We start from the raw sequence: 22,913 nt of genomic DNA on the forward strand, positions 1-22,913 counted from the left end.
GGCCGCCGCGCCCGCCGGGGCCGCGGAGCAGCCGCCGGCCGCCGCCGCGCCGGAGGCCGGCACCGGGTTCGGCGCCGTCGCTCCGCCCGTCGCCGCCAGCGGCGCACAGAGCCGCTCCGGCGAGGTTCCGCCGGGCGTGGCGGTCACCCCGCCCGTCGAGGAGGAGTCGGCCGAGGCGCCCGTCGAGCCCGAGCCGGCCGTCGAGCCCGAGCCGCGCACCCGCCGCCGGCGGGCCGCGCTCTCCGCGCCCACCGTGCTCTTCATGGCCCCGCAGCCCGAGGACGTCCCGATCGCCCGGGTCGTGACGCCAGCAGCGGAGCCGGAGCCCGAGGAGCCCGCGGCCGAGGAGCCGGTCGAGCCGGCGCGCCGGCGCCGGCGTGGCCGCCGCGACGTCGAGCCGGTCGAGGCCGTCGAGCCCGAGGAACCGGCCGACGAGACCGACGAGGCCGCCGAGGACGAGGACGAGGACGACGACGAGAGCGCCGCGGCCCGCCGCCGGCGCCGGCGTGGCCGCCGCGGTCGTGGCCGGGGCAAGGGCGGTGCCGAGGACGCCGAGGACGACGAGTCCGAGGAGGCCGCGCAGGCCGAGGCGGAGGAGCCCGAGGGCGACGAGGACGAGGAGTCCGAGGGCGGCGACGCGCTGACCCGCCGCCGTCGACGTCGCCGCCGCCGGGGCGCCGGCGACGTCGAGGCGGGCGCCGACGACGGCGTGCCGACCGTCGTCAAGATCCGTGAGCCGCGCAAGACCGTCGACGAGGTGCAGGGCGTCTCCGGCTCCACCCGGCTGGAGGCCAAGCGGCAGCGCCGCCGCGACGGCCGCGAGCAGCGCCGGACCCGGCCGCCGATCCTCAGCGAGTCGGAGTTCCTGGCCCGCCGGGAGGCTGTCGACCGGGTGATGGCGGTGCGCCAGCGCGGCGACCGCACCCAGATCGCCGTCCTCGAGGACGGGGTGCTCGTCGAGCACTACGTCACCCGCAACTCCTCCGGCTCCATGGCCGGCAACGTCTACCTCGGCAAGGTGCAGAACGTCCTGCCCAGCATGGAGGCGGCCTTCGTCGACATCGGGCGCGGCCGCAACGCCGTCCTGTACGCCGGCGAGGTGAACTGGGACACCACCGGCCTGGAGGGGCGGGCGCGCTCGATCGAGCAGGCGCTGCGCTCCGGCGACTCGGTGCTGGTGCAGGTCACCAAGGATCCGATCGGTCACAAGGGCGCCCGGCTGACCAGCCACATCGCGCTCTCCGGCCGGCACCTGGTCTACGTGCCCCACGGCAACGCCTCCGGCATCAGCCGCAAGCTGCCCGACACCGAGCGCAAGCGGCTGCGGGACGTGCTGAAGAAGCTCGTGCCGGACGGCGCGGGCGTGATCGTCCGGACGGCCGCCGAGGGCGCCAGCGAGGACGAGCTGGCGCGTGACGTCAAGCGCCTGCAGGCGCAGTGGGAGGACATCCAGGCCAAGGCGGCCGAGGGCGGCGCCCCGGTGCTGCTCTACGAGGAGCCGGACCTGGTCATCCGGGTCGTCCGGGACCTGTTCAACGAGGACTTCCGCGAGCTGGTGATCGAGGGCGAGCAGTCGTACGACATGGTCGAGTCGTACCTGTCGCACGTCTCGCCCGACCTGGTCGCCCGGCTGCGCCGCCACGTCGGCAGCGCCGACGTCTTCGCCGAGTACCGGATCGACGAGCAGATCATCAAGGGGCTGGACCGCAAGGTCTTCCTCCCCTCGGGCGGCTCGCTGGTGATCGATCGGACCGAGGCGATGACGGTCGTCGACGTCAACACCGGTAAGTACACCGGCTCCGGGGGCAACCTGGAGGAGACGGTCACCCGGAACAACCTGGAGGCGGCCGAGGAGATCGTCCGCCAGCTCCGGCTGCGCGACCTCGGCGGCATCGTGGTGATCGACTTCATCGACATGGTGCTGGAGTCCAACCGTGAGCTGGTGCTGCGTCGGCTGACCGAGTGCCTGGGCCGGGACCGCACCAAGCACCAGGTCACCGAGATCACCTCGCTCGGTCTGGTGCAGATGACCCGCAAGCGGATCGGCGCGGGCCTGCTGGAGGCGTTCAGCGAGACCTGCGAGTGCTGCAAGGGCCGGGGTCTGATCATCCACACCGAGCCGGTGCCGGAGAAGCCGCGTTCCGGCGCCGGTGCGGGCGAGAAGGTCAAGGCGGTCGCCTCGGCCGTTGCCGCCCCGGTGGCGGAGCAGGGCGCGGGCACGTCCCGGCGCCGGGCACGCAAGAGCGCCCCGACCGAGCGCACCGTGGCCGAGGTCACCGAGACCGTCGCCGACGCCGGCCCCGAGGCCGAGACCGAGACCGAGTACCACGACACCATGGGCTACGACCTGTCCCGCTACGAGGCGGACACCGCCGCCGCGGGAGACGTCGCCGACAGCCAGACGGGCGAGTCGGCCCGGCTGGCCGCCCCGGACGATCCGGACGCGCTCTCGGACGCCGACGGCGACGAGTCGGAGGGCGGCGCGGGCCGGCGCCGCTCCCGCCGCAGCGGCGCGCGGCGGCGTACCCGACCGTGACCGGCTGACCGGTCCGACGTGAGACGGGGCCCCTTCCCGGTGATGTCCGGCGGGAGGGGCCCTGTCGTATGGTCGATCCCCGGCCACGATCGGCCGCCTGCGGTCAGGAGAAGAACGATGCGCCGTCTGCTCGCCGTCACCGCGCTCACCGCTGTCCTGCTCGCCGGCACCGGGTGCGCGGCCGAGCGGCCCGAGCGAGCCGCCCCGTCCGGCGGAGCCCCGTCGGGCGCCGCCACACCAGGCGGCCCCACCGGTGGTGGGGCGCCGCCGAGCGGGCCGGGCGCCGGCAGCGGGGCGGCCGGCGGCAACGCCCCGCAGGTGTGTGCCGCGGCACAGCGGGCCGGCGAGACGGCCGTGCGGACGTACGTGGAGGAGCTCGGCAAGATGGTGGCGGCGGTCGGGGCGGACGACGCCGCGGCAGCCCGGACGGCCCGCGAGCGGATCTCCACGGCGCTGACCGAGTGGCGCAGCACGCTGCGGCGTGAGTCGACCCGGGCCGAGGACGCGCAGCTCAAGACGCTCCTCGCGGACATGGCGGCGGAGGTCGGCACGCTGGGCACCGACGTCGACTCGATCGACGAGACCGAACTCGACCGGCTCCGCTCGCGCCTCGACCAGCTCTGCGCCCGCTGACCCGGCGGGGCCGGTTTGGGTGTCGGCCCTCCGATGGCGTACGCTGACCTGCGGCGCACTTTGGTGTGCCGAGTTCTCGCGTGCCCGCGCCGCCGTGCCTCTGCTACCCGGCGAGCCGCCGCGGGAACACCCGCCAGCAGCCTCAACGACAGGGAGTCCGCCTCCGATGTACGCGATCGTCAAGACCGGCGGCAAGCAGTACAAGGTCGCCGAGGGCGACGTGATCGAGGTCGAGAAGCTCGTCGGTGCCCCCGGCGACGCGGTGAAGCTCACCGCGGTGCTCCTCGTCGACGGTGACGACCTGGTGACCGACGCGGCGAAGCTTGCCAAGGTCGCGGTGTCCGGCGAGATCGCCGCGCACACCAAGGGCCCGAAGATCCGGATCCACAAGTTCAAGAACAAGACCGGCTACCACAAGCGCCAGGGTCACCGCCAGCCGTTGACCCAGGTCAAGGTGACCGGCATCTCCAGCGGGAAGTAGGTCGTCCTCACATGGCTCACAAAAAGGGTGCGTCCAGCTCGCGCAACGGCCGTGACTCCGCGGCCCAGCGGCTCGGCGTGAAGCGCTTCGGTGGTCAGGTCGTCAGCGCGGGTGAGATCCTCATCCGTCAGCGTGGCACCAAGTTCCACCCCGGTGACCTGGTCGGCCGCGGCGGAGACGACACGCTCTTCGCGCTGGCCGCCGGTTCGGTCCAGTTCGGCACCAAGCGCGGTCGCAAGACCGTCAGCATCGTGCCGCAGCAGTAGTTCGAAGGCGTTGCGGGCCGCGGACCTCGTGTCCCGGCCCGCTTTGCTTTTTTCGTGCGGGGCGTGAACCTCGCTGGAAGGATTGACGTCCGTGGCGACGTTCGTTGACCGGGTCGTCCTGCACCTGCAGGCCGGCGATGGCGGGCACGGTTGTGTCTCGATCCACCGGGAGAAGTTCAAGCCGTTCGGCGGCCCCGACGGCGGCAACGGCGGGCACGGCGGCAGCGTGTCCCTGGTGGTCGACCCGCAGGTGACGACGCTGCTGGACTTCCACTTCCGCCCGCACGTCAAGGCCGAGAACGGCAAGGGTGGCGCCGGGTCGAACCGGGACGGCGCGAACGGCCGCAACCTCGTGCTCAAGGTGCCGAACGGCACGGTGGTGCAGGCCTCCGACGGCACGGTGCTGGCCGACATGGTCGGCGCGGGCACGACCTTCGAGGTGGCCCGGGGCGGGCGCGGCGGCCGGGGCAACGCGTCGCTGGCCAACGCCCGGCGCAAGGCCCCCGGCTTCGCCGAGCTGGGCGAGCCCGGCGAGCAGCTCGACGTGGTGCTGGAGCTCAAGAGCGTCGCCGACGTCGGGCTGGTGGGCTTCCCGTCGGCCGGCAAGTCGTCGCTGATCTCGGTGATCTCCGCCGCCAAGCCGAAGATCGCCGACTATCCGTTCACCACCCTGGTGCCGAACCTGGGCGTGGTCCGGCTGGACAACCACACCTTCACCGTCGCCGACGTGCCGGGTCTGATCCCGGGCGCGGCCACCGGCAAGGGTCTCGGCCTGGAGTTCCTGCGGCACATCGAGCGCTGCGCGGTGCTCGTGCACGTCATCGACACCGCCACCCTGGAGCCCGGCCGGGACCCCGTGGCCGACATCGACACCATCGAGGCCGAGCTGACCGAGTACGGCGGCCTGGCCGACCGGCCCCGGCTGGTGGCGCTCAACAAGGTCGACGTGCCGGACGGCCGGGACCTGGCCGAGATCGTCCGCCCCGACCTGGAGGAGCGCGGCTTCCGGGTGTTCGAGGTCTCCGCGGCGACCCGGGAGGGGCTCAAGGAGCTCATGTACGCCATGGCGGAGCTGGTGGAGCAGGGGCGCAGGGCCGCGCCGCCCGCCGAGGCGACGCGGATCGTGATCCGGCCCCGGGCCGTCGACGACGTGGGCTTCACCATCGAGGCCGCGCCGGACGGCGCCTGGGTCGTGCGCGGCGTCCGCCCCGAGCGGTGGGTGCGGCAGACGAACTTCGACAACGACGAGGCCGTCGGCTACCTGGCCGACCGGCTGGCCCGGCTGGGCGTCGAGGAGAAGCTGGGCAAGGCCGGTGCGGAGCCGGGCGACCTGGTCCGCATCGGCGAGCGGGAGTTCGACTGGCAGCCCACCCTCTACGCGGGCGCCGACTTCGTCCCGGGCAACCGGGGCACCGACGTCCGGCTCGAGGAGAAGTCCAGCCGGGCCTCGGCCGCCGAGCGCCTTGCCGCCCGCAAGGCCCGCCGGCAGCGCCCGGAGGACGAGGTCGAGGGCACCGACGCCGACGTCTCGGACGACGTCGACCCGTCGGAGGGGGACGGCTTCGACGACGCCGGCCCCGCCCGGGAGACAGGCCCCGCCGGCGGGACGGTCGCGTCCCCCGGGATCGGGTCGTCGCACGCCGCCGCGCGGGACGACGCCGGATAGCTCCGCGCGCTCCGCGAGCGGGTCGGCTGTCGGCAACCTGCCCGAAATCCCCGCCGCCTAGCGTGGCCTGATGCTGATCGAGTCACGCCCCGCCACCGATCCGGAGATCGACGTCCTGGTGGCCGCGCAGCAGCGCGAGCTGCGGGTGGCCGACGGCGGGCTGGACGGGCAGGCGACCGTCACCCACGACGACATCCGCTATCTGGTGGTGGTCGCCGACGGGCGGGCGGTCGCCTGCGGTGGGATCCAGGCACTCGACGACGGCACCGGCGAGGTGAAGCGGATGTACGTCCGGCCGGCGTACCGGGGGAGGGGCGTCGCCCGGCAACTGCTGGCGGCCCTGGAGGATCTGGCCTTCCAGCAGGGGCACGCGGTCCTCCGCCTGGAGACCGGCACGTACCTGCCGGCCGCGATCGGGCTCTACACCTCCAGCGGGTACGAGCCCATCCCGGTCTACGGCCGGTACGTCGGCAACCCGTACAGCGTCTGCTTCGCCAAGCGGCTGCGTGTGCCGGCCTGACGACCGTCGGGCCGTCAGTCGCCGGTGTGGGCGTGCGCGGCGGTGACCGGCTTCGACTCCGGCGACGCGTGCTGACGCAGGAAGATGCTCAGCACGATGAGCGTGCCGACCGCGAGGAACTCGCTCTGCCAGTTCTGCATCGACTGGAACCAGAACTCGCTGGTGCCGAGGAACTCCCACGCCCCGATCGGCGGCGCCCCGCTCTGCAACGCCTGCTGCTCGTTGTACGCGGCGGTCCCGCCGAGCAGGTGGCCGACGAACGAGCCGGCGAAGATCAGTAGCAGCGCGATGGAGAGGCTGTTGCGGTAGACCACCAGGGGCAGCCCGCCGGCGCGTACCGGCCAGGGGGAGTCCGCGGTGGCCCGCCGCTCGTCGTCCTCGGGCCGGTCGGTCTGTCCGACCGGCTTCGACTCCGCCGAGCCGCGCTGCACCAGGTACGCGGTGAGCAGGACGTAGCCGCCCATCTGGAGGAACTCCGACTCCCAGTTCTCGAAGACCGACTCCATGAAGTGCCCGCTGCGCAGGTACGCCGGCCAGCTCGTCGGCGCGGCCCCGAACTCGGCCAGCTCCTCGTTGTGCGTCTGCCAGCCGAACACGCTCTGCAGCACGAGGAAGACCAGGAACGCCCCGAACATCGCCACGGTCAACGCGTGGTCCCGCAGCCACCTCGGCATGACGACCTCCTCGTCGACGGATACCGGCATCTCCCTGCCCCAGGGGCAGGGAGGACAAACGCCGCCGCGCGGCGAGGGATCAGGGCCGGTCGAAGGGGGCGTCCGGCCGGGTGCCCGTACCCACCTGGTTGGAGAGCAGCAGCCCGAGCGCGAGCATGCCGAAGCCGAGGACGAGGTGCAGCCAGTTGTCGGCGTCGTTGACGGGGATGAAGTTCGCCGCGCTCTCCCGGTCGATCGCGAAGCCGTACAGCCACAGGCCGAGGTACAGGGCGCCGCCGCCGGCGAGGAAGACCCGGGCCCCGGCGACGCTGCGGGCCATCACCAGGCCGGCCAGGCCGAAGCCCAGGTGCAGGGCGTTGTGCAGGATCGACACCTGGAACAGGCCGAGCAGCCGGGCCTCGGAGTGGTGGCCGGCGAACGTCATGTCGCCGTAGCCCGTGGTGATGCCGGGGATGAACCCGAGCACCCCGATCAGGGCGAAGACACCGGCCACCGCCACGGCGGCGAGTTGCACCCGCGGCTTCGGCCCCCGGGGGCCGCCGCGTGCGTTCCGTGCCATCGATTCACCTCCGTGGACCCGCGGAACGCCCTGCCCGCGGCACCGGCAGCGAGGAGCCGACCTCACTGTTCGTGACGGATCCGACACCCGGACCGACGATCCTCCATTTTGTAGCGGCCCCGCGGCGCCCCGCAGGGAAAGTCACGAAGGAGGTATGGAACCGGCGACGCAGGGTAGGTCAAGAGATGCGACGGCAGGAACGAGCCGGCGCACCCCCCCCCAGCACACACCCGCGAAGACTTTCCGAGCGGAAGGGAAATCATGACCTACGATCTGTCACCCACGCCCTCCACGTACGGGCACGAGCCCACCAACGGCAGCGGTGTCCGCGAGCAGGCCCGCCACGTCGGCTCGGAGGCCAAGCAGGCCGGCGGCGCCGTCGCCGAGACCGCCAAGGAGCAGGGCCGGGAGGTCGCCGTCGAGGCGAAGCGCCAGGCGCGCAACCTCTACGGCGAGGCCCGCAGCCAGCTCGCCAGCCAGACCGGGGAGCAGCAGCGGCGTGCCGCCGGTGGGCTCCGCTCGCTGGCCGACGAGATGCGCTCGATGGCCGAGCAGGGCGGCCAGGCCGGTCCGGTGAGCGAGATCGCCCGCCAGGCCGCCGACCGCGTGCACGGCGTGGCCGGCTGGCTGGAGCAGCGCGAGCCCGGCGACATCATCGCCGAGGTGCGTGACTACGCGCGTCGCAACCCGGGCACCTTCCTGGTCGGCGCCGCCGTGCTGGGTGTGCTCGCCGGCCGGCTGACCAAGAACATCTCCGCCGCGGGCGACGGCCAGAGCGGCAACGGCCACCGCGCGTACGACTCGGGTGCCGGCTACGACCCCGAGCAGACCGCGGTCATCCCGACCCCGCCGGCCCCGCGTGCCGTGCCGGACGCCGTGCCGCCGGGCGGCTACCTCGACCCGACCCCGGGCGCGTACGCCGACCCGCAGACCACCACCAGCTACGCCGACCCCGCCGGTGGCGTGGGCCAGCCGCTGCCGCCGGTGAGCCAGACCGACCCGCTGCCGGGCGTCCCGTCGACCGGGACCACCCGTCCGTGAGCCCACGAATCACCCGAAGGGAGGCGGCGGCATGAGCATGCCGACGCAGGGGCCGGGGCTGGACTCCGGCTACCAGCCCCACGACGCGGACGAGGTCCGGGGCAGCTCGATCGGTGAGCTGATGCGCCAGGTGACCAGCGACCTGTCCACGCTGATGCGGCAGGAGGTCGAACTGGCCAAGGCCGAGATCCGCCAGGAGGGCAAGAAGGCGGGCAAGACCGCCGGCTTCTTCGGCGGCGCCGGCTTCGGCGGCTACATGGTGGCCCTCTTCCTCTCACTGGCCCTCTGGGCCGGGCTGTCCAACGTGATGGACGCCGGCTGGGCGGCGCTGATCGTGGCCGTCATCTGGGGCGCGATCGCCGCGGTCCTCTACTCCAAGGCCAAGAAGAGCGCGGAGCACATCCGCGGCCTCAAGCAGACCAACGACAGCGTGCAGCGCATCCCCGACGCGCTCAAGCCCCACCCGCAGGAGGTCACCCGATGAGCACCGACCCGGACCAGATCCGCCGGGAGATCGAAGCCACCCGGAACAACCTGAGTTCCGACGTGGACGCGCTGGCGTACAAGGTCAGCCCCGCCCGCATCGTCGACGACCGCAAGCAGCGGGCCCGCAACGCACTGCAGAATGTGAGGGACAAGGTGATGGGAACCGCTTCCGACCTGGGTCACAGCACCAAGCACGGCGCCCACGCGGTGGGCGGCCAGGCATCCTCGGCGGCCTCCACGGTGAGCGACAAGGCCCACTCGGCCGCCTCGACGGTCAGCGACAAGGCCCACTCGGCCGCGTCGAGCGTCAGCGACGCCGCGCAGCGCGCGCCGCAGGTGATCCGGCAGAAGTCCGAGGGCAACCCGCTGGCCGCGGGCCTGATCGCCTTCGGCGTCGGCTGGCTCGCGTCCTCGCTGATCCCGGCGACCAGCCGTGAGCAGCAGATGGCGTCGCAGGTGAAGGAGAAGGCCGGCGAGCACGCCGGGGTGGTGAAGGAGAAGCTGGGCGAGGTCGCCAACGAGCTGAAGGAGGAGCTGCGCGAGCCGGCGCAGCACGCCACCGAGTCCGTCCGGTCCACCGCCCAGGACGCGGTGCACGCCGTCAAGGACGACACCCGTTCGGCCGCGCACGACGTGAAGGACCAGGCACAGCAGTCCCGCGAACAGGTGCGGTACTGACCAGCCCGGTCACCGCACGCCGCAGCTCGCGGCCACTCCCGGAGCACCGTCCGGGGAGTGGCCGCGAGCTGTCGTGTGCGTGCCGGGCGCGTACCGCCGTGGGGGCGGGCGCGGGGAGTCAGCGCAGGTGGCGGCGGAGGGTGCGTTCGAAGTGGGCGGCGCGGCGCACCCGGCCGCCGGCGTAGCGGACCCCGCCGAGGAGCAGCCGGCGGCCGACGGCGAGCCAGCTGCAGACGCCGCGTTCCAGCAGCCAGAGCGGGGCCGCCAGCGCGGTGGCCGGCGGGAAGACCGTGGTGCCCGCGCCCCGGCGCCGGCCGGCCTCGGCCAGCGCCACCGTGGTCGCGGCCGCCCCGAGCAGCAGCCCCGGTCGCCGCCTCGCGACCGCCGCCGCCAGCGCCGGCAGGACCGCGAGCGAGGTCACCAGGCGGACCGGCTGGGCCAGATCGTCGTACGCCTGGCGGACCCGCTGGCCCAGGAAGTGGGCGGTGTCGGGCGGGAGCCGGCGTACGTGCAGCCAGGCGGGTGCCGCCTCGGTGCCCCCGTACGCGCGCACGGTGCGGATCAGCTCCAGGTTCTCGAAGAGCACGTCCGGGTCGTACCCGCCCATGGCGAGGAAGGTGCTACGGCGTACCGCCAGGGTGCCGGGGTAGTCGGCGCCGAGTGCCCGGTTGAGCAGGGTGCGCCCGGTGTCCCACCAGGCGTGCCAGGGCAGCGGGTCGAAGTAGTTCTGCGGGCGGACCAGGTCCACCCGGTCCAGCAGCCGGTGCACGGCGCGCAGCCCCGCCTCGTCGTACCGGACGTCGTCGTCGGCGATCACCACGTGCTCGTGCCGGGCCGCGCCGACGCCGGTGAGGACCCCGGTCACCTTGCCGTTGACGCCGCGCAGGGCGGGATCGGGCCGCAGGTGCCGCACCAGGCCGCGCCACGCCTCGCCGTGGCGGGCGAACAGCTCCGGCGGCGACCCGTCGACCACGGTCACGTCCACCAGGGTGCTCAGCCGGCGCAGGTACCCGGTCAGCCCGGCCAGCTCGGCGTCGTCGCTCCAGCGCAGCGGCAGCACGTACGCCATGGGAAGCCGGTGCCCGGCGCCCCCCGCCGTCGGCGCGACGGTGCCGTGGCGGTCGCCGCCGGGAGCGGCGCCGGCCGGGCGGGCCGGGGCGCTCACGCCTGCTCCGGGCGGCGGTAGACGGAGACGTGCTCGCGGCTGTGGTCGGTGAACGGCCGGCCGGTCCAGTCCTCCCACCGGTGCTCGCGGCGCAGCCCGGCCAGCTCGGCCATGAGGTCCAGCTCCGCCGGCCAGGCGTAGCGGTGGTTGGCCGGCAGCAGGTGCACCCCGCCGTTGGTGAAGCGGACCTTCGTGGTGGTCATCCGCTGCTCGGCGGGGTGCAGCAGGGCCGCCTCGAGCAGCACCACGTCCTCCGCCACCCGCACCGGCCGCAGCGCGCCGCCCGCGCGGAAGGCGCCCGGATCGGGCACCCACGCCTCGACGACGAACCGGCCACCGGGGCGCAGGTGGGCGGCGGCGTTGCGGAAGCAGGCCACCTGGGCGGCCTGGTCCGGCAACGCGAAGATCGTGTTGAACGCGAGCACCACCAGGGCGAACTCGCCGGGCACCCGGGTCTCGGCGAAGTCGCCGACGGCCACCTCGACCGCGTCCCCGCCGGGTTTGGCGCGCAGCCCGGCGGCCATCTCCGGGGAGCCCTCGACACCGGCGACGGTCAGTCCCCGCGCGACCAGCGGCAGGGCGAGCCGACCGGTGCCGAGGCCGAACTCGCACACCGGGCCGCCGTCGGCCAGCGCGGCGAGGCGCTCCACCGCCGCGTCCGGTGTCAGGTGCGCGTACGTCTCGTCGTAGACGTCCGCGGCGTGCCGGCCGTACTCGCTGGCGTCGAAGGACACGGTGCCTCCCGGTGGTGGTGGGTGCCCGCAGCAGGTGCCCGGTTCTCGGACGGCCAAACCGGTACGTCGTTTCGGTCGGGCGGGTCCGGGTAGCGAAACCGGTGCGGGTGGTCCATCCCCGGGGCACCCGGGCGGAGGAGACGTGATGACCAGCAACGGAACGAGGTGGGCGCTGCTCGGCGCCACCACGGTCACCGTGCTCGGTGTCGGCCGGGCGGTGGCCCGCCGGCGACACCGACGCCAGCCCGAGCGCCGCGACGGCTGGTACGTGGTGCGGCGCGGGGTGACGATCGACCGGCCGGTGGAGGCGGTGATCGGCTTCTGGACCGACCGGGAACGGATGGACCGCGCGCTGGCCGAGTGGGCGACCCTGGAGCAGCTCGACGGCGACCGGTGGCGCTGCGTGGCGCGGGACCCGGCCGGTGGGGGCACCGAGTGGCGGGCCGAGATCACCGTGGTGGGGCCCGGACGGCTGCGCTGGCGGGTCGTCGACGGGCCCGAGCAGGAGGGCACGGTCGAGCTGACCCCGGCGCCCCAGGACCGGGGCACGGAGGTCCGCGCCGAGCTGCGGTGGCGCTCCGGGCCGCTGCGCCGCGCCTTCGGACTCCTCGGCGGCGACGACCCCGACCTGGGGCTGCGCGACGCGCTGCGCCGGGTGAAGGCGCTGGTGGAGTGCGGGCAGGTGATCGACACCCGGCGCGACCCGTCCGGGCGCAGCGCGGCCCAGGAGAAGGCGACCGACAAGGTGCGCGAGAAGCTGACGACGGGAGGACGGGCGTGAGGGCGCTCTGCTGGGAAGGCGTCGGCAAGCTGGCCGTGCGCGACGTGCCGGAGCCGCGGATCCGTGCCGAGGGCGACATCATCGTCAAGGTCGGCGCCAGCAGCGTCTGCGGCTCCGACCTGCACCTGATCAACGGCTTCCTCCCGGCCATGCGGGAGGGCGACGTCCTCGGCCACGAGTTCATGGGCGAGGTCGTGGAGACCGGCCCGGGCGTACGACGGCTGCGCGTCGGCGACCGCGTCGTGGTCGGCTCGGTGGTGGCCTGCGGCGGCTGCTGGTACTGCCGCACCGAGCAGTACTCGCTCTGCGACAACTCCAACCCGCAACCGGTCTTCACCGAGAAGCTCTGGGGCCACTCGCCGGCCGGCATCCTCGGCTACTCGCACGCCGCCGGGGGCTACTCCGGCAGCCACGCCGAGTACGTCCGGGTGCCCTTCGGCGACGTCGGGGCGTTCACGGTGCCCGACGGGGTGCCCGACGACTCGGTGGTGTTCGCCTCCGACGCGATGCCCACCGGCTGGATGGCCGCCGACTTCTGCGCGCTGAAGGGCGGCGAGGTGGTCGCCGTCTGGGGCGCGGGCGGGGTCGGCCAGATGGCGGCCCGCTCGGCGCAACTCCTCGGCGCCGAGCGGGTGATCGTGATCGACCGGCTGCCGGAGCGGCTCGCCACCGCCGCCGACCGGCTCGGCGTGGAGACGGTCAACTACGCCGAGACCGACGTGCTGGAGGCGTTGCGGGAGATGACCGCCGGGCGGGGGCCGGACGCGTGCATCGAGGCGGTCGGCATGGAGTCGCACGACGTCGGCCCGGTGTACGCGTACGACAAGGCGAAGCAGACCGCCCGGATGCAGACCGACCGCCCCACCTCCGTACGGCAGGCGATCATGGCCTGCCGCAAGGGTGGGACGGTGAGCATCGTCGGCGTCTACGCCGGGCTGGTGGACAAGTTCCCGCTCGGCGCGGCGATGAACAAGGCGCTGGTGCTGCGGATGGGGCAGATGCACGCCCAGCGCTACATCCCGATGCTGCTGGACCGCATCGCGGCCGGCGAGATCGACCCGGGTTACCTGGCCACCCACCCGATGCCGCTGGAGCAGGGGGCGCGGGGCTACGAGATGTTCGAGAAGAAGGAGGACGGCTGCCTGCGCAGCGTCCTGCACCCGGCCTGAGCCCGCCGCGACCGCGCCGCCCCGGGGACGCCAGGTCCCGGGGCGGCGCCGCGTTCAGGCCGTACGGCGGACGTTGGTGATCAGGAACCCGCTCGGCGGCAGCGCCGGCATCGAACGCAGGCTCAGCGCCAGGTCCTGCGGTGGCACGTCGTACCGCATCGTCGTGGTCAGGTTCGTCACCGACCGCTTCATCAGCTCGATCGTGAGCCACTCCCCGGCGCAGCGGTGACCGCTCAGGTGCTCGCCGCCGCCCTGCGGTACGAGGGCGAATGGGTCGCCCCGCCAGCCGGTGAAGCGCTCCGGCCGGAACCGTTCCGGTTCGGGCCAGAGCGCCCGGTGGTGGTTGGTGCCGTACAGGTCGAGCAGCACCCGCCGGCCGCGCGGGAAGTGGTAGCCCCGCCAGTCGAACGAGCGGCGGACCCGGGCGGCGGCCATCGGGAAGAACGGGTAGTAGCGGCGTACCTCCTGCACGAAGCTCTCGGTGGCCTCGTCGCTCTCGCGGACCCGCTGCCGCCAGGCCGGGTGGTCGTGCAGGGCCAGCGCGGCGAAGACGACGAAACGGTCGACGGCGACCGTGGGGCGCAGCACGTTGAGCAGTTCGACGGCCGCGATCCGGCGGGGGAGCAGCCGGCCGTGGGCGTCGCGGTGCTCGGCGATCACCCGCAGCGCGCTGCCGTCGGGGGTCGGGAGCGTGCCGGCGCGCGCCCCGTCGACGAGCCGGCCGACCCAGCGTTCGCCCCGGCGGCGGCCCCAGAGGCCACGCCAGTGCCGGGGGCCGAGCGCCGCCGGCCCCTCGATCATCGCGTGCAGCTCGGCGGCGCGCCGGTCCACCTCGGCGTCGGCCAGCGGCACGCCCGCCCAGGCGCAGACCGCGCGGGTCAGCATCCTGCCGACCTCGTCGTACAGCACCACCGGCGCGCCCGACTCCCAGGTCGGCACGCGGGCCCGCCACTCGTCGTCGAAGAGCTGCGCGAGGTGCCGGACCGCGGCCGGCGTCATGATCGACATGAACATGGCCTTGCGGTCGGCGTGCTCCGCCCCGTCGAGGCCCTGCACGCCGCCGCGGCCGGTGAGGGTGCGCTGCGCCCGCTTCGGCATCGCGCCGGCTCGGACGAAGCGCTCGGTGTCGTAGAACAGCTCCGCCGCCGGCCGGCCGCGCAGGCAGATGGTGGGCTCCAGCAGCAGCCGAGCCTGGAAGATGTCGGTGCCGTGCCGGTCGCAGCGCCGGCCGACGAAGCGGTAGCCCTCGCGCAGGAACGCCACCGAACTGTCCGGGCTGCGCTCCGTGGGGATGGTCGCCATGGTGCCTCCTGGCCGGCGTGGCGGCCGTTGCCGGCCGGGTCCTGTCCGTGTCCTTGCGTCTACCCAGGCCGCCGTGACTGAACCCCGGCGCACGGCCGGGGCGGGCGGCGGAACGTGAGGGGAGGGGGCCAGCAGGCATGGCGGCTGCTGGCCCCTCCCAGGAGCCCGGGGAAGCTGGTTGGCTCGGGGAAGCGGTCCGTTCGGGCCGCCGACGGCGTGCCGACGACAGGCAGCCGGGCGGGAACGCGGGCGGCCACCCGCAGCGTGGTGGGCGCCCGATCCTCACGGGAGGGCGCATGCGCGACAACAGGCCGCCGTACTGGCGGCAACGACGGGCACTGGAGGGGCTCGGCGCGGCACGGGAGGACGCGTCGTTGATCGCTGCGGCCCGCCGCCCGGCACGGCCGGGCCGGTTCTTCACCCTGCACCTCGGCTTCACCGCGCCCGACCCGGAGTCGGCCCGGGAACTCGCCGTGGGCTACGCGGAGGCGCTGAGCCTGCTGCGACCCGAGCTGGCCCTGGGCGCGTCGGCGCTGTCGCCGGCCGACGCCTGGCAGCGCGCCGAGCGGCTGTTCTGCGGCGCGTCCGGCCCGGACGGCGAGCGCTGCGCCGACGTGGCCGGTCATCCCGGCTTCCATCACGCCCCGGGGCCGGGCGGGCTCGGCTGGGGCGACGGCGACTAGCTGGAGACTTCGGCGGTGTGTCATCGCCTCGGCGCTCCGGGCGCGGGTAGCTTGGCGGCGTTGCCGAGCCGGGGCGGCGCCCGTCCCCCGCGCGTCCACGCGGGACGGGCCCCGCCGTCAGTCCAGGTCGAACTCGCCGTCCTGGGCGCCGGCGACGAAGGCGTCCCACTCGGCCTGGGTGAAGACCAGGACGGGACCGTCCGGCTCGGCGGAGTTGCGCATGCCGATGAGGTCGTCGACGAAGGCCACCTCGACGGCGCTCTCGGAGGTGTCACCCTCAGCCCGCTGCCAGACCGCCCGCGAGTGGTCGAAGTCGCCCTTGGGGTGCGAAGCCATCGTTCATTCCTCCAGTGCCACCGGGTCATGGGGGAGACACGTACGGTTCCCCATCGGGCAGGATAGGCGGATGCCGAGCCTGACCCGTGTAGAGGCGACCGCGCGTGGCGCGGCGATCACGGTCGAGTCCTATCAGGTGGATCTCGACCTGACCGGTGACGGCGAGCGGTTCCGCTCCGACGTCACCATCCGCTTCCGGGCCATCCCCGGCGCGGAGACCTTCGTCGAGGTCCAACCCGCGAAACTGCTGGCGGTACGCCTCGACGGCCGCGACGTCGAGGCGTCCACGCTCGTCGACAACCGGCTGTCGCTGACCGGGCTCGCCGAGACCAACACGCTCACCGTCTCCGCCGAGATGGCGTACTCGAACACCGGCGAGGGCATGCACCGCTTCGTCGACCCGACCGACGGCGAGACCTACCTCTACGCGATGTCCTTCCTGGACAACGCGCAGCGCCTCTTCGCGGCCTTCGACCAGCCCGACCTGAAGGCCCCGGTCACCCTGTCGGTCACCGCCCCGCCGCACTGGGTCGTCGCGGCCAACGGCCAGCTCGCCGCCAACCCGCGCCCCGGCCGCTGGGAGTTCGCCCCGACCGCCCCGCTGGCCACGTACCTCGTCTCGCTGATCGCCGGCCCCTGGCACGTACGGCGCGGCGAGCACGACGGCATCCCGCTCGGCGTCTACTGCCGACGCTCGCTGGCCGCGCACCTGGACGCCGAAGCCGAGGAGATCCTCACGGTCACGAGGCAGTGCCTCGACCGGTTCCACCAGCTCTTCGCCGAGCGATACCCGTTCGGCAAGTACGACCAGGCGTTCGTGCCGGAGTTCAACCTCGGCGCGATGGAGAATCCGGGCCTCGTCGCCCTCCGTGACGACTACGTCTTCCGCTCCGCGGTCACCGACACCGAGCGGGAGCGGCGCGCCACCACCATCGCCCACGAGATGGCGCACATGTGGTTCGGCGACCTGGTCACCATGCGCTGGTGGGACGACCTGTGGTTGAACGAGTCCTTCGCGGAGTACCTCGGCACCCGGGTGACCGCCGAGGCGACCCGCTTCGCGCGGGCCTGGACGACCTTCGCCCTGCGCCGCAAGGCCTGGGGCTACGCGGCCGACCAGCGCCCCTCCACCCACCCCGTGGCCCCCGAGGAGGTCGCCGACGCCGCCGAGGGGCTGCTCAACTTCGACGGCATCTCGTACGCCAAGGGCGCCAGCGTGCTGCGGCAGCTCGTCGCCTGGCTCGGCGACGACACCTTCCTCGCCGGCCTCAACACCCACTTCGCGAGGCACCGGTTCGGCAACGCCACCCTGGCCGACCTGCTCGGCAGCCTCGCCGACGCCAGCGGGCGCGACCTGTCCGGCTGGGCGCAGCGCTGGCTGCGTACGGCGCAGGTCGACACGCTGCGCGCCGAGGTCACCGTCGACGCGGACGGCCGCTACACCGAGGTGGCGATCGGGCAGACGGCCCCGGGGCCGTACCCGGTGCTGCGCCCGCACCGGATCGGTGTCGGCCGGTACGCCGCCGACGGCACGGTCGTCCGTACGGAGGTCGACCTCGACCCGGACGCCGACGGCGGCCGGACGGTGCTCACGGAGCTGGCCGGCGAGCCGGCGGCCCGGCTGCTGCTGCCCAACGACGGCGACCTGACGTTCGCCAAGATCCGACTCGACCCCGCGTCGGCGGACGCCGTGCCGCTGGTGCTGCCCGGCCTGGCGGACCCGCTGGCCCGGGCGTTGCTCTGGAGCGAGGCGCTGGACGCCGCCACCGACGGGGAGCGTCCGGTGGCCGGCCTGGTCGCCCTGGTCGCCGCCGCCCTCCCCACCGAGACCGAGGTGATCATCGCCGAGGACGTGCTCACGCTCAGTCGCCCGCTGGTCGACCGCTACCTCGACCCGCCCGCCCGCCAGGCCGCCCTGGCGCAGGTCGCCGGCGCCTGCCGGAAACTGCTCGACGGCACCCCGGCCGGCGGGTCGCTCCAGCTCGCGGCCGCCCGGGGCTGGCTCGCCGCCAGCACCGACGCCGACCGGCTGGCCGGCTGGCTCGCGGGCCGCGACGTCCCGCCGGGGCTGGCGGTCGACGCCGAGCTGCGCTGGGCGCTGCTGCTGCGGCTGGTGGTGCTCGGCGCGGCCGGCGCCACGGAGATCGCCGCCGAGGCCGCTGCCGACCGGAGCGCCACGGGTGCCGAGCGGGCCGCCCGCTGCCGCGCCGCGCTGCCCGACCCCGCCGCCAAGCGGGCCGCGTGGGAGATCGTCGTGTCGAACACCGAGCTGTCCAACCGGCTGGTCGAGGCGACCGCCGAGGGGTTCTGGCAGCCAGAACAGGCAGACCTGACCGCCGGCTACGTGGCGCGCTACTTCGCCGACATGCCGGCCGCCGCGCGGTCGCGTACGCCCTTGGTGGCCGACGAGGTGGCAGACCTGGCCTTCCCCCGCTACGCCGTGGCGCAGCCCACCCGGGAGGCGGCCGCGGCGCTGCTGGCCCGCGACGACGTCACCCCCGGCCTGCGCCGGGTCGTCAGCGACGCCGACGACGACCTGCGCCGCGCCCTGGTCGCCCGGACGGCGGTCGCCGCGGCGGCGGCCTGACGCCGCCCGCCGGGCGGGACGGACCGGCGGCCCCGGGGAGCCGCCCGTTCCGCCCGGCCTAGGATCGCGGGGTGGAGGCAGACATCCGGCGGGTCGGGATCATGGGCGGCACCTTCGACCCGATTCACCACGGGCACCTCGTCGCGGCCAGCGAGGTGGCGGACCGGTTCGGGCTGGACGAGGTCGTCTTCGTCCCCACCGGCAAACCGTGGCAGAAGGCGGACGAGCCGGTCAGCCCCGCCGAGGACCGCTACCTGATGACGGTCATCGCCACCGCCTCCAACCCGCGTTTCCAGGTCAGCCGGGTCGACATCGACCGGGGCGGGCCCACCTACACCGTCGACACGCTGCGCGACCTGCACGCCGAGTACGGCGCGAAGGTGCAGCTGTTCTTCATCACGGGCGCGGACGCGCTGGAGCGGATCCTCTCCTGGAAGGACCTGGACGAGATCTTCGAGCTGGCCCACTTCATCGGGGTGACCCGGCCGGGCTTCGAGCTGACCGACGCGCACCTGCCGGCCGACACGGTGAGCCTGGTGCAGGTCCCGGCCATGGCGATCTCGTCGACGGACTGCCGGGCCCGGGTCGCCCGGGGGGAGCCGGTCTGGTACCTGGTGCCGGACGGTGTGGTGCAGTACATCGCCAAGCGACGCCTCTACCAGCAGTGATTCGCCCCGGTCAGGGGCGTTTCGGGCGGGTAACGCGCCAGAACTGACGAGTCGGGATTCCGCCGGGTATGAGACGCTTGGAGGATCGCACGGTTGATCGAAGGAGAACGGTGACAATTTCCGAACGCGCCCACGAGTTGGCTCTCGCCGCCGCCCAGGCCGCGGCCGACAAGAAGGCGCAGGACATCGTCATCATCGACGTGGGCGACCAACTCGCCATCACCGACGCGTTCCTGCTCGCCGCGGCTCCCAACGAGCGTCAGGTGCTCGCCATCGTCGATGCCATCGAGGAGCGGCTGCTCGAGCTGCCGGAGAAGGCCAAGCCGGTCCGGCGCGAGGGCGAGCGGGGCGGCCGGTGGGTGCTGCTCGACTACGTCGACATCGTGGTGCACGTCCAGCACACCGAGGAGCGCGAGTTCTACGCCCTCGACCGGCTCTGGAAGGACTGCCCGACGATCCCGTTCGTCGACCGCGACCTCGTCGACGCGGAGTCCGGCACCGGCTCCACCAGCACGGAATGACCCGCCTGATCATCTGGCGGCACGGCAACACCGACTGGAACGCCGCCAGCCGGGTCCAGGGGCAGACCGACGTACCGCTGAACGACCTCGGCCGCGAGCAGGCCCGCACCGCGGCGCCCCTGCTGGCCGGGCTGAGTCCGGACGCCATCGTGGCCAGCGACCTGAGCCGCGCGGCGGACACCGCCGGCGCGTTGGCCGCGCTGACCGGGCTGCCGGTGCGCACCGACCCGCGGCTGCGGGAACGGCACTTCGGGTTGTGGCAGGGGCTCGCCCTCACCGAGGCCGCCGAGCGTCACCCCGCCGAGTTCGCCCGCTGGCGGGCCGGCGACCCGGACCCGGGCGCCGGCATCGAGACCCTCGACGACCTCGGCAAGCGGGTCGGCGCGGCACTGTCCGACGCCGCCGACGCCGTGCCCGGCGGCACCGTGGTGGTGGCCACCCACGGCGGCGCGGCCCGGCAGGGGTGCGGTCACCTGCTCGGCTGGGAGCACGCCGTCCTGCGCACCATCGGCGCGTTGCAGAACTGCCACTGGACCGAGCTGCGCCACGACGACACCCGGGGCTGGCACCTGCGCGCCCACAACGTCGGCCTGATCACCGTCCCGGCCACCGAGGCCGTCTGACCCGGGCGTTCCCCGGCGACATGGGCTAGCGTGCCGGGCATGCCCGTCGCGGTCGTCACCGACTCCACCGCCTACCTCCCGCCCGAAGTGCTGCGCGCCCACCGGCTGACGGTGGTGCCGCTGACCGTCGTGCTCAACGGCGCCGAAGGGCTGGAGGGGGTGGAGACCACCCCCGCCGACGCCACCCGGGCGCTCGGCGGCCGGCGTGTCTCGGTGAGCACCTCCCGCCCCGCGCCGGAGCAGTTCGCCCGGACCTACCGCGAGCTGTTCGACGCCGGCGCCGACGGGATCGTCTCGGTGCACCTGTCGGCCGGGCTCTCCGGCACCGTCGAGGCCGCCCGGCTGGCCGCCGCCGGCTTCGACGACCGGGTCGCCGTGGTCGACAGCCGCTCGACCGGCATGGGCCTCGGCTTCCCTGCCGTCGCCGCCGCCACGGCCGCCGAGCGGGGCGAGGACCTGCCGGCGGTACGCGACGCCGCGGTCGACGCCATCGCCCGTACCAGCATCTGGTTCTACGTCGACACGCTGGAGTTCCTCCGCCGGGGTGGCCGGATCGGCGCCGCCGAGGCGCTGCTCGGCACCGCCCTGTCGGTCAAGCCGATCATGCACATGCCGGACGGCGCGATCGTGCTCAAGGACAAGGTGCGTACCGCCAGCCGGGGCGTGGCGCGGCTGGTCGACCTGGCGGTAGAAGCCGCCGGCGACGCCGAGGTCGACCTGGCCGTGCACCATCTCGCCGCGCCGCAGCGGGCCGAGGCGCTACTGGAGACGCTGCGGGTCCGGCTGGGCGGGCGCCTGCACGACTCGTACGTCTCGGAGGCCGGCGCGGTGGTCGCCGCGCACGCCGGGCCCGGCCTGGCCTGCGTCGTCGTGCACCGCCGGCCGCCGGTCAGCGGCTAGGGCGTCCTGTCGTTCACGATCTCCGTGGACCACGCGGGGCAGCGTCGACACCCGACCGGATGCCATCGTGACCCGATGATGAAGGACAACCTGCACACTTATCTGAGGGGCGGCCGTGACTCGCTGCTGTGGAAGCTCGACGGGCTGAGCGAATACGATGTCCGCCGCCCGCTGACCCGGACCGCGACCAACCTGCTCGGTCTGGTGAAGCACGCGGCGGCCATGGAGATCCTCTACTTCGGCGTCGTGTTCGGCCGGCCGTTCGAGCAGGAGCTGCCGTACGTCGGCGACGCCGCCGAGACCAATGCCGACATGTGGGCGACCGCGGACGAGACCCGCGAGGAGATCGTCGCCCTGTACCGTCGCGCCAGCTCCCACGCCGACACCACCATCGAAGCCCTCGCGCTCGACGACGTCGGCCGGGTGCCGTGGTGGGGCGATGCGGCGGTCACACTGCACCACATCCTGGTCCACGTCGTCGCCGAGACACAACGGCACGCCGGCCACGCCGACATCGTGCGCGAGCTGATCGACGGCGCGGCCGGGATGCTGCCCAAGAACGACAACCTGCCACCGGCTGACGAGCCGTGGTGGCGGGACCACCGCCAGCGGGTGGAGCAGGCTGCCCTCGACGCCGGCAACCGCGGCATCTAGGTTCCTGTCACTCCGGGAAGTCGCACGGCGGCGATGAGGAGCGGGCCGGCGCGCAGCAGAAGGCGCGTCGGCGGGGCAGGCGGGCCGTCCCGGTCCCGATGCGCGTCCTCTTCGCCGCGCCGGCGGTGGGCTTCGGGCCCTACACCCCCGCTGAGCTGCGGTTCCTCGCCGCCCTAGCAGATCGCGGGCATGATCAGGCGGTTGTCCACAAGCGGCGCCGTCATCCACAGCCGGCCCCCCGCCGGCCGCGCGCCCCGGGCTCGCGGACCTAGCTTCGCGTCGTGCCAGAAGACGAGGAGACGGTGGTCCGGGAACGACTGCGCCGGCTGGTGGCGGGCCGGCCGTCGAGCGCCGTACGGGCGCACCCCGGCGGGCCCGCCGATCCCCTGGAACGGCCCGGGGGGCCCGCCGATCCGTCCGTCGACCGTCAGGGGCCGGCCGCGCTGTCCGGCGATCATCGGAGGCCCGTCGGGTCGTCCGTCGACCGGCCGGGCCCGGTCGCGGAGCCGGTCGTGGCGCTGCCGCCCCGCACACCGGCGTCGCCGGCCGGCGCGGCGGCGCTGCCGGAGCCCGATCCGCCGCCCCGCGTCCCGGGGTCGGCCTCCCGGTTGCCCGGGCCGGGGGCGTTCGACCCGGGTCGGCGGGGGGTGCGGGCGCTGGCCGCCGTCGCGGTGCTGGTGGTGCTCGGGGCCGGCTTCTGGGCCTGGCGGTCCCGGCCGCAGACCGAGCCGGTCCGCCCGGTGGCCACGGCGGAGGCGTCCGGGGCGGCGGTGACGGGCCTCGCGGAGCCGGCCGCCACCGCCGCCGGAGAGCTGGTCGTCGCGGTCGCCGGAAAAGTACGCCGCCCAGGGCTGGTCCGGGTGCCGGCCGGGGCCCGGGTCGCCGACGCCGTGGAGGCGGCCGGCGGGGCGCTGCCCGGGGTGGACGTCGCCCTGCTCAACCCGGCCCGCAAGGTCACCGACGGGGAGCTGATCCTGGTCGGTGTCGCCGCACCGCCGGGCGCGGCAGCCCCGCCCGGGGCGGCGCCCGGGGCCGCCCCGGGCGCGCCCGGCGCCGGCGGCCGGCTCAACCTCAACACCGCGACGCTGGCGCAGCTCGACGCGCTGCCGGGCGTCGGGCCGGTGCTCGCCCAGCGCATCCTCACCCACCGCGACCAGCAGGGCGGCTTCCGCTCGGTCGGCGACCTGCGCCAGGTCGACGGCATCGGCGACGCCCGCTACGAGCAGCTCAAGGACCTGGTGACGGTGTGA

Annotated in this window: 24 protein-coding genes and 1 pseudogene; 19 read left to right on the forward strand and 6 right to left on the reverse strand. The window is 74.3% G+C overall.

The window, feature by feature from the left end; genetic code table 11:
• The 6 genes and pseudogenes from V6U77_RS25130 to V6U77_RS25155 all read left to right on the forward strand — a co-directional run.
• Window positions 1-2,536: Rne/Rng family ribonuclease (locus V6U77_RS25130; protein WP_334609159.1), on the forward strand; the 2,536-nt coding region annotated here is incomplete at its 5' end.
• 117 nt (window positions 2,537-2,653) lie between these two features.
• Complete coding sequence (locus V6U77_RS25135) at window positions 2,654-3,169, forward strand: hypothetical protein (RefSeq protein ID WP_334609160.1); 516 nt, start codon at window positions 2,654-2,656, stop codon at window positions 3,167-3,169.
• 166 nt (window positions 3,170-3,335) lie between these two features.
• Complete coding sequence (rplU, locus tag V6U77_RS25140) at window positions 3,336-3,650, forward strand: 50S ribosomal protein L21 (protein ID WP_088975625.1); 315 nt, start codon at window positions 3,336-3,338, stop codon at window positions 3,648-3,650.
• A gap of 11 nt (window positions 3,651-3,661) precedes the next feature.
• Window positions 3,662-3,916, forward strand: a complete 255-nt coding sequence (gene rpmA, locus V6U77_RS25145) for a 50S ribosomal protein L27 (protein ID WP_013288010.1) — start codon at window positions 3,662-3,664, stop codon at window positions 3,914-3,916.
• 91 nt (window positions 3,917-4,007) lie between these two features.
• Window positions 4,008-5,450: pseudogene (obgE, locus tag V6U77_RS25150) on the forward strand (GTPase ObgE); the annotation flags it as partial.
• Between the two features lie 202 nt (window positions 5,451-5,652).
• Window positions 5,653-6,102 carry a GNAT family N-acetyltransferase gene (locus V6U77_RS25155; RefSeq protein ID WP_334609162.1) on the forward strand — a complete coding sequence of 150 codons (450 nt, stop codon included), beginning with the start codon at window positions 5,653-5,655 and terminating at the stop codon, window positions 6,100-6,102.
• A gap of 14 nt (window positions 6,103-6,116) precedes the next feature.
• On the opposite strand, the gene V6U77_RS25160 is transcribed toward V6U77_RS25155, so the two are convergent.
• Window positions 6,117-6,806 (reverse strand): DUF6766 family protein, encoded by a 690-nt coding sequence (locus tag V6U77_RS25160; protein WP_334609163.1) that lies wholly within the window; start codon window positions 6,804-6,806, stop codon window positions 6,117-6,119.
• 49 nt (window positions 6,807-6,855) lie between these two features.
• Window positions 6,856-7,335, reverse strand: coding sequence for a DUF4383 domain-containing protein (locus V6U77_RS25165; protein ID WP_334609164.1), 480 nt, complete (start codon window positions 7,333-7,335; stop codon window positions 6,856-6,858).
• Between the two features lie 261 nt (window positions 7,336-7,596).
• Between V6U77_RS25165 and V6U77_RS25170 the strand changes: the two genes are divergently transcribed.
• Genes V6U77_RS25170 through V6U77_RS25180 form a run of 3 tightly spaced genes read left to right on the forward strand, consistent with a single transcriptional unit; the run spans window position 7,597 to window position 9,540 of the window.
• A complete protein-coding gene (locus V6U77_RS25170) occupies window positions 7,597-8,376 on the forward strand; it encodes a hypothetical protein (protein WP_334609165.1) in 780 nt (259 codons plus the stop codon).
• 31 nt (window positions 8,377-8,407) lie between these two features.
• Window positions 8,408-8,860 (forward strand): phage holin family protein, encoded by a 453-nt coding sequence (locus tag V6U77_RS25175; protein ID WP_334609167.1) that lies wholly within the window; start codon window positions 8,408-8,410, stop codon window positions 8,858-8,860.
• Window positions 8,857-9,540, forward strand: a complete 684-nt coding sequence (locus V6U77_RS25180) for a DUF3618 domain-containing protein (RefSeq protein WP_334609168.1) — start codon at window positions 8,857-8,859, stop codon at window positions 9,538-9,540. The genes V6U77_RS25175 and V6U77_RS25180 overlap by 4 nt, the downstream gene beginning before the upstream one ends.
• A gap of 118 nt (window positions 9,541-9,658) precedes the next feature.
• Here V6U77_RS25180 and V6U77_RS25185 read toward each other — a convergent pair whose 3' ends face one another.
• Together V6U77_RS25185 and V6U77_RS25190 are read right to left on the reverse strand one after the other, a co-directional pair.
• Entirely contained in the window at window positions 9,659-10,705 is a 1,047-nt protein-coding gene (locus tag V6U77_RS25185) for a glycosyltransferase (protein WP_334609169.1), read from the reverse strand.
• Window positions 10,702-11,439 (reverse strand): class I SAM-dependent DNA methyltransferase, encoded by a 738-nt coding sequence (locus tag V6U77_RS25190; RefSeq protein WP_334609170.1) that lies wholly within the window; start codon window positions 11,437-11,439, stop codon window positions 10,702-10,704. The genes V6U77_RS25185 and V6U77_RS25190 overlap by 4 nt, the downstream gene beginning before the upstream one ends.
• A 145-nt stretch (window positions 11,440-11,584) precedes the next feature.
• On the opposite strand from V6U77_RS25190, the gene V6U77_RS25195 reads away from it, so the two are divergent.
• Window positions 11,585-12,220, forward strand: a complete 636-nt coding sequence (locus tag V6U77_RS25195; RefSeq protein WP_334609171.1) for an SRPBCC family protein — start codon at window positions 11,585-11,587, stop codon at window positions 12,218-12,220.
• On the forward strand, window positions 12,217-13,389 hold the full coding sequence (locus tag V6U77_RS25200; RefSeq protein WP_334609172.1) for a zinc-dependent alcohol dehydrogenase: 1,173 nt from the start codon (window positions 12,217-12,219) through the stop codon (window positions 13,387-13,389). Before V6U77_RS25195 ends, V6U77_RS25200 begins: the two co-directional genes overlap by 4 nt.
• 54 nt (window positions 13,390-13,443) lie before the next feature.
• Here V6U77_RS25200 and V6U77_RS25205 read toward each other — a convergent pair whose 3' ends face one another.
• A complete protein-coding gene (locus V6U77_RS25205) occupies window positions 13,444-14,691 on the reverse strand; it encodes a cytochrome P450 (RefSeq protein ID WP_334609173.1) in 1,248 nt (415 codons plus the stop codon).
• Between the two features lie 296 nt (window positions 14,692-14,987).
• On the opposite strand from V6U77_RS25205, the gene V6U77_RS25210 reads away from it, so the two are divergent.
• Entirely contained in the window at window positions 14,988-15,374 is a 387-nt protein-coding gene (locus V6U77_RS25210; protein WP_334609174.1) for a hypothetical protein, read from the forward strand.
• Window positions 15,375-15,491: 117 nt separating this feature from the next.
• Here the strand turns inward: V6U77_RS25210 and V6U77_RS25215 are convergent, their stop codons facing one another.
• On the reverse strand, window positions 15,492-15,710 hold the full coding sequence (locus V6U77_RS25215) for a DUF397 domain-containing protein (RefSeq protein ID WP_334609175.1): 219 nt from the start codon (window positions 15,708-15,710) through the stop codon (window positions 15,492-15,494).
• Window positions 15,711-15,780: 70 nt separating this feature from the next.
• Between V6U77_RS25215 and pepN the strand changes: the two genes are divergently transcribed.
• The 7 genes from pepN (at window position 15,781) to V6U77_RS25250 (ending at window position 22,913) form a co-directional block, all read left to right on the forward strand.
• Entirely contained in the window at window positions 15,781-18,297 is a 2,517-nt protein-coding gene (pepN, locus tag V6U77_RS25220; protein WP_334609176.1) for an aminopeptidase N, read from the forward strand.
• A gap of 71 nt (window positions 18,298-18,368) precedes the next feature.
• On the forward strand, window positions 18,369-18,965 hold the full coding sequence (nadD, locus tag V6U77_RS25225; RefSeq protein WP_334609177.1) for a nicotinate-nucleotide adenylyltransferase: 597 nt from the start codon (window positions 18,369-18,371) through the stop codon (window positions 18,963-18,965).
• 110 nt (window positions 18,966-19,075) lie between these two features.
• Window positions 19,076-19,486 carry a ribosome silencing factor gene (rsfS, locus tag V6U77_RS25230; protein WP_334609178.1) on the forward strand — a complete coding sequence of 137 codons (411 nt, stop codon included), beginning with the start codon at window positions 19,076-19,078 and terminating at the stop codon, window positions 19,484-19,486.
• Complete coding sequence (locus tag V6U77_RS25235) at window positions 19,483-20,109, forward strand: histidine phosphatase family protein (RefSeq protein WP_334609180.1); 627 nt, start codon at window positions 19,483-19,485, stop codon at window positions 20,107-20,109. Before rsfS ends, V6U77_RS25235 begins: the two co-directional genes overlap by 4 nt.
• A gap of 39 nt (window positions 20,110-20,148) precedes the next feature.
• Complete coding sequence (locus tag V6U77_RS25240; protein ID WP_334609181.1) at window positions 20,149-21,009, forward strand: DegV family protein; 861 nt, start codon at window positions 20,149-20,151, stop codon at window positions 21,007-21,009.
• 75 nt (window positions 21,010-21,084) lie between these two features.
• Window positions 21,085-21,663, forward strand: coding sequence for a DinB family protein (locus V6U77_RS25245; RefSeq protein ID WP_334609182.1), 579 nt, complete (start codon window positions 21,085-21,087; stop codon window positions 21,661-21,663).
• A 281-nt stretch (window positions 21,664-21,944) separates the two neighbouring features.
• Window positions 21,945-22,913 carry a helix-hairpin-helix domain-containing protein gene (locus V6U77_RS25250; RefSeq protein WP_334609183.1) on the forward strand — a complete coding sequence of 323 codons (969 nt, stop codon included), beginning with the start codon at window positions 21,945-21,947 and terminating at the stop codon, window positions 22,911-22,913.

This window comes from Micromonospora sp. CPCC 205546, assembly GCF_036902715.1.
Lineage (GTDB): Bacteria > Actinomycetota > Actinomycetes > Mycobacteriales > Micromonosporaceae > Micromonospora.

What these genes read in the sequence shown, in the direction of transcription:
- V6U77_RS25135 (WP_334609160.1), top strand. Translation starts at nt 2,654, where the DNA reads ATGCGCCGTCTGCTCGCCGTCACCGCGCTCACCGCTGTCCTGCTCGCC.
- rplU (WP_088975625.1), top strand. Translation starts at nt 3,336, where the DNA reads ATGTACGCGATCGTCAAGACCGGCGGCAAGCAGTACAAGGTCGCCGAG.
- rpmA (WP_013288010.1), top strand. Translation starts at nt 3,662, where the DNA reads ATGGCTCACAAAAAGGGTGCGTCCAGCTCGCGCAACGGCCGTGACTCC.
- V6U77_RS25155 (WP_334609162.1), top strand. Translation starts at nt 5,653, where the DNA reads ATGCTGATCGAGTCACGCCCCGCCACCGATCCGGAGATCGACGTCCTG.
- V6U77_RS25160 (WP_334609163.1), bottom strand. Translation starts at nt 6,806, where the DNA reads ATGCCGGTATCCGTCGACGAGGAGGTCGTCATGCCGAGGTGGCTGCGG.
- V6U77_RS25165 (WP_334609164.1), bottom strand. Translation starts at nt 7,335, where the DNA reads ATGGCACGGAACGCACGCGGCGGCCCCCGGGGGCCGAAGCCGCGGGTG.
- V6U77_RS25170 (WP_334609165.1), top strand. Translation starts at nt 7,597, where the DNA reads ATGACCTACGATCTGTCACCCACGCCCTCCACGTACGGGCACGAGCCC.
- V6U77_RS25175 (WP_334609167.1), top strand. Translation starts at nt 8,408, where the DNA reads ATGAGCATGCCGACGCAGGGGCCGGGGCTGGACTCCGGCTACCAGCCC.
- V6U77_RS25180 (WP_334609168.1), top strand. Translation starts at nt 8,857, where the DNA reads ATGAGCACCGACCCGGACCAGATCCGCCGGGAGATCGAAGCCACCCGG.
- V6U77_RS25195 (WP_334609171.1), top strand. Translation starts at nt 11,585, where the DNA reads ATGACCAGCAACGGAACGAGGTGGGCGCTGCTCGGCGCCACCACGGTC.
- V6U77_RS25205 (WP_334609173.1), bottom strand. Translation starts at nt 14,691, where the DNA reads ATGGCGACCATCCCCACGGAGCGCAGCCCGGACAGTTCGGTGGCGTTC.
- V6U77_RS25210 (WP_334609174.1), top strand. Translation starts at nt 14,988, where the DNA reads ATGCGCGACAACAGGCCGCCGTACTGGCGGCAACGACGGGCACTGGAG.
- V6U77_RS25215 (WP_334609175.1), bottom strand. Translation starts at nt 15,710, where the DNA reads ATGGCTTCGCACCCCAAGGGCGACTTCGACCACTCGCGGGCGGTCTGG.
- pepN (WP_334609176.1), top strand. Translation starts at nt 15,781, where the DNA reads ATGCCGAGCCTGACCCGTGTAGAGGCGACCGCGCGTGGCGCGGCGATC.
- V6U77_RS25235 (WP_334609180.1), top strand. Translation starts at nt 19,483, where the DNA reads ATGACCCGCCTGATCATCTGGCGGCACGGCAACACCGACTGGAACGCC.
- V6U77_RS25240 (WP_334609181.1), top strand. Translation starts at nt 20,149, where the DNA reads ATGCCCGTCGCGGTCGTCACCGACTCCACCGCCTACCTCCCGCCCGAA.
- V6U77_RS25245 (WP_334609182.1), top strand. Translation starts at nt 21,085, where the DNA reads ATGATGAAGGACAACCTGCACACTTATCTGAGGGGCGGCCGTGACTCG.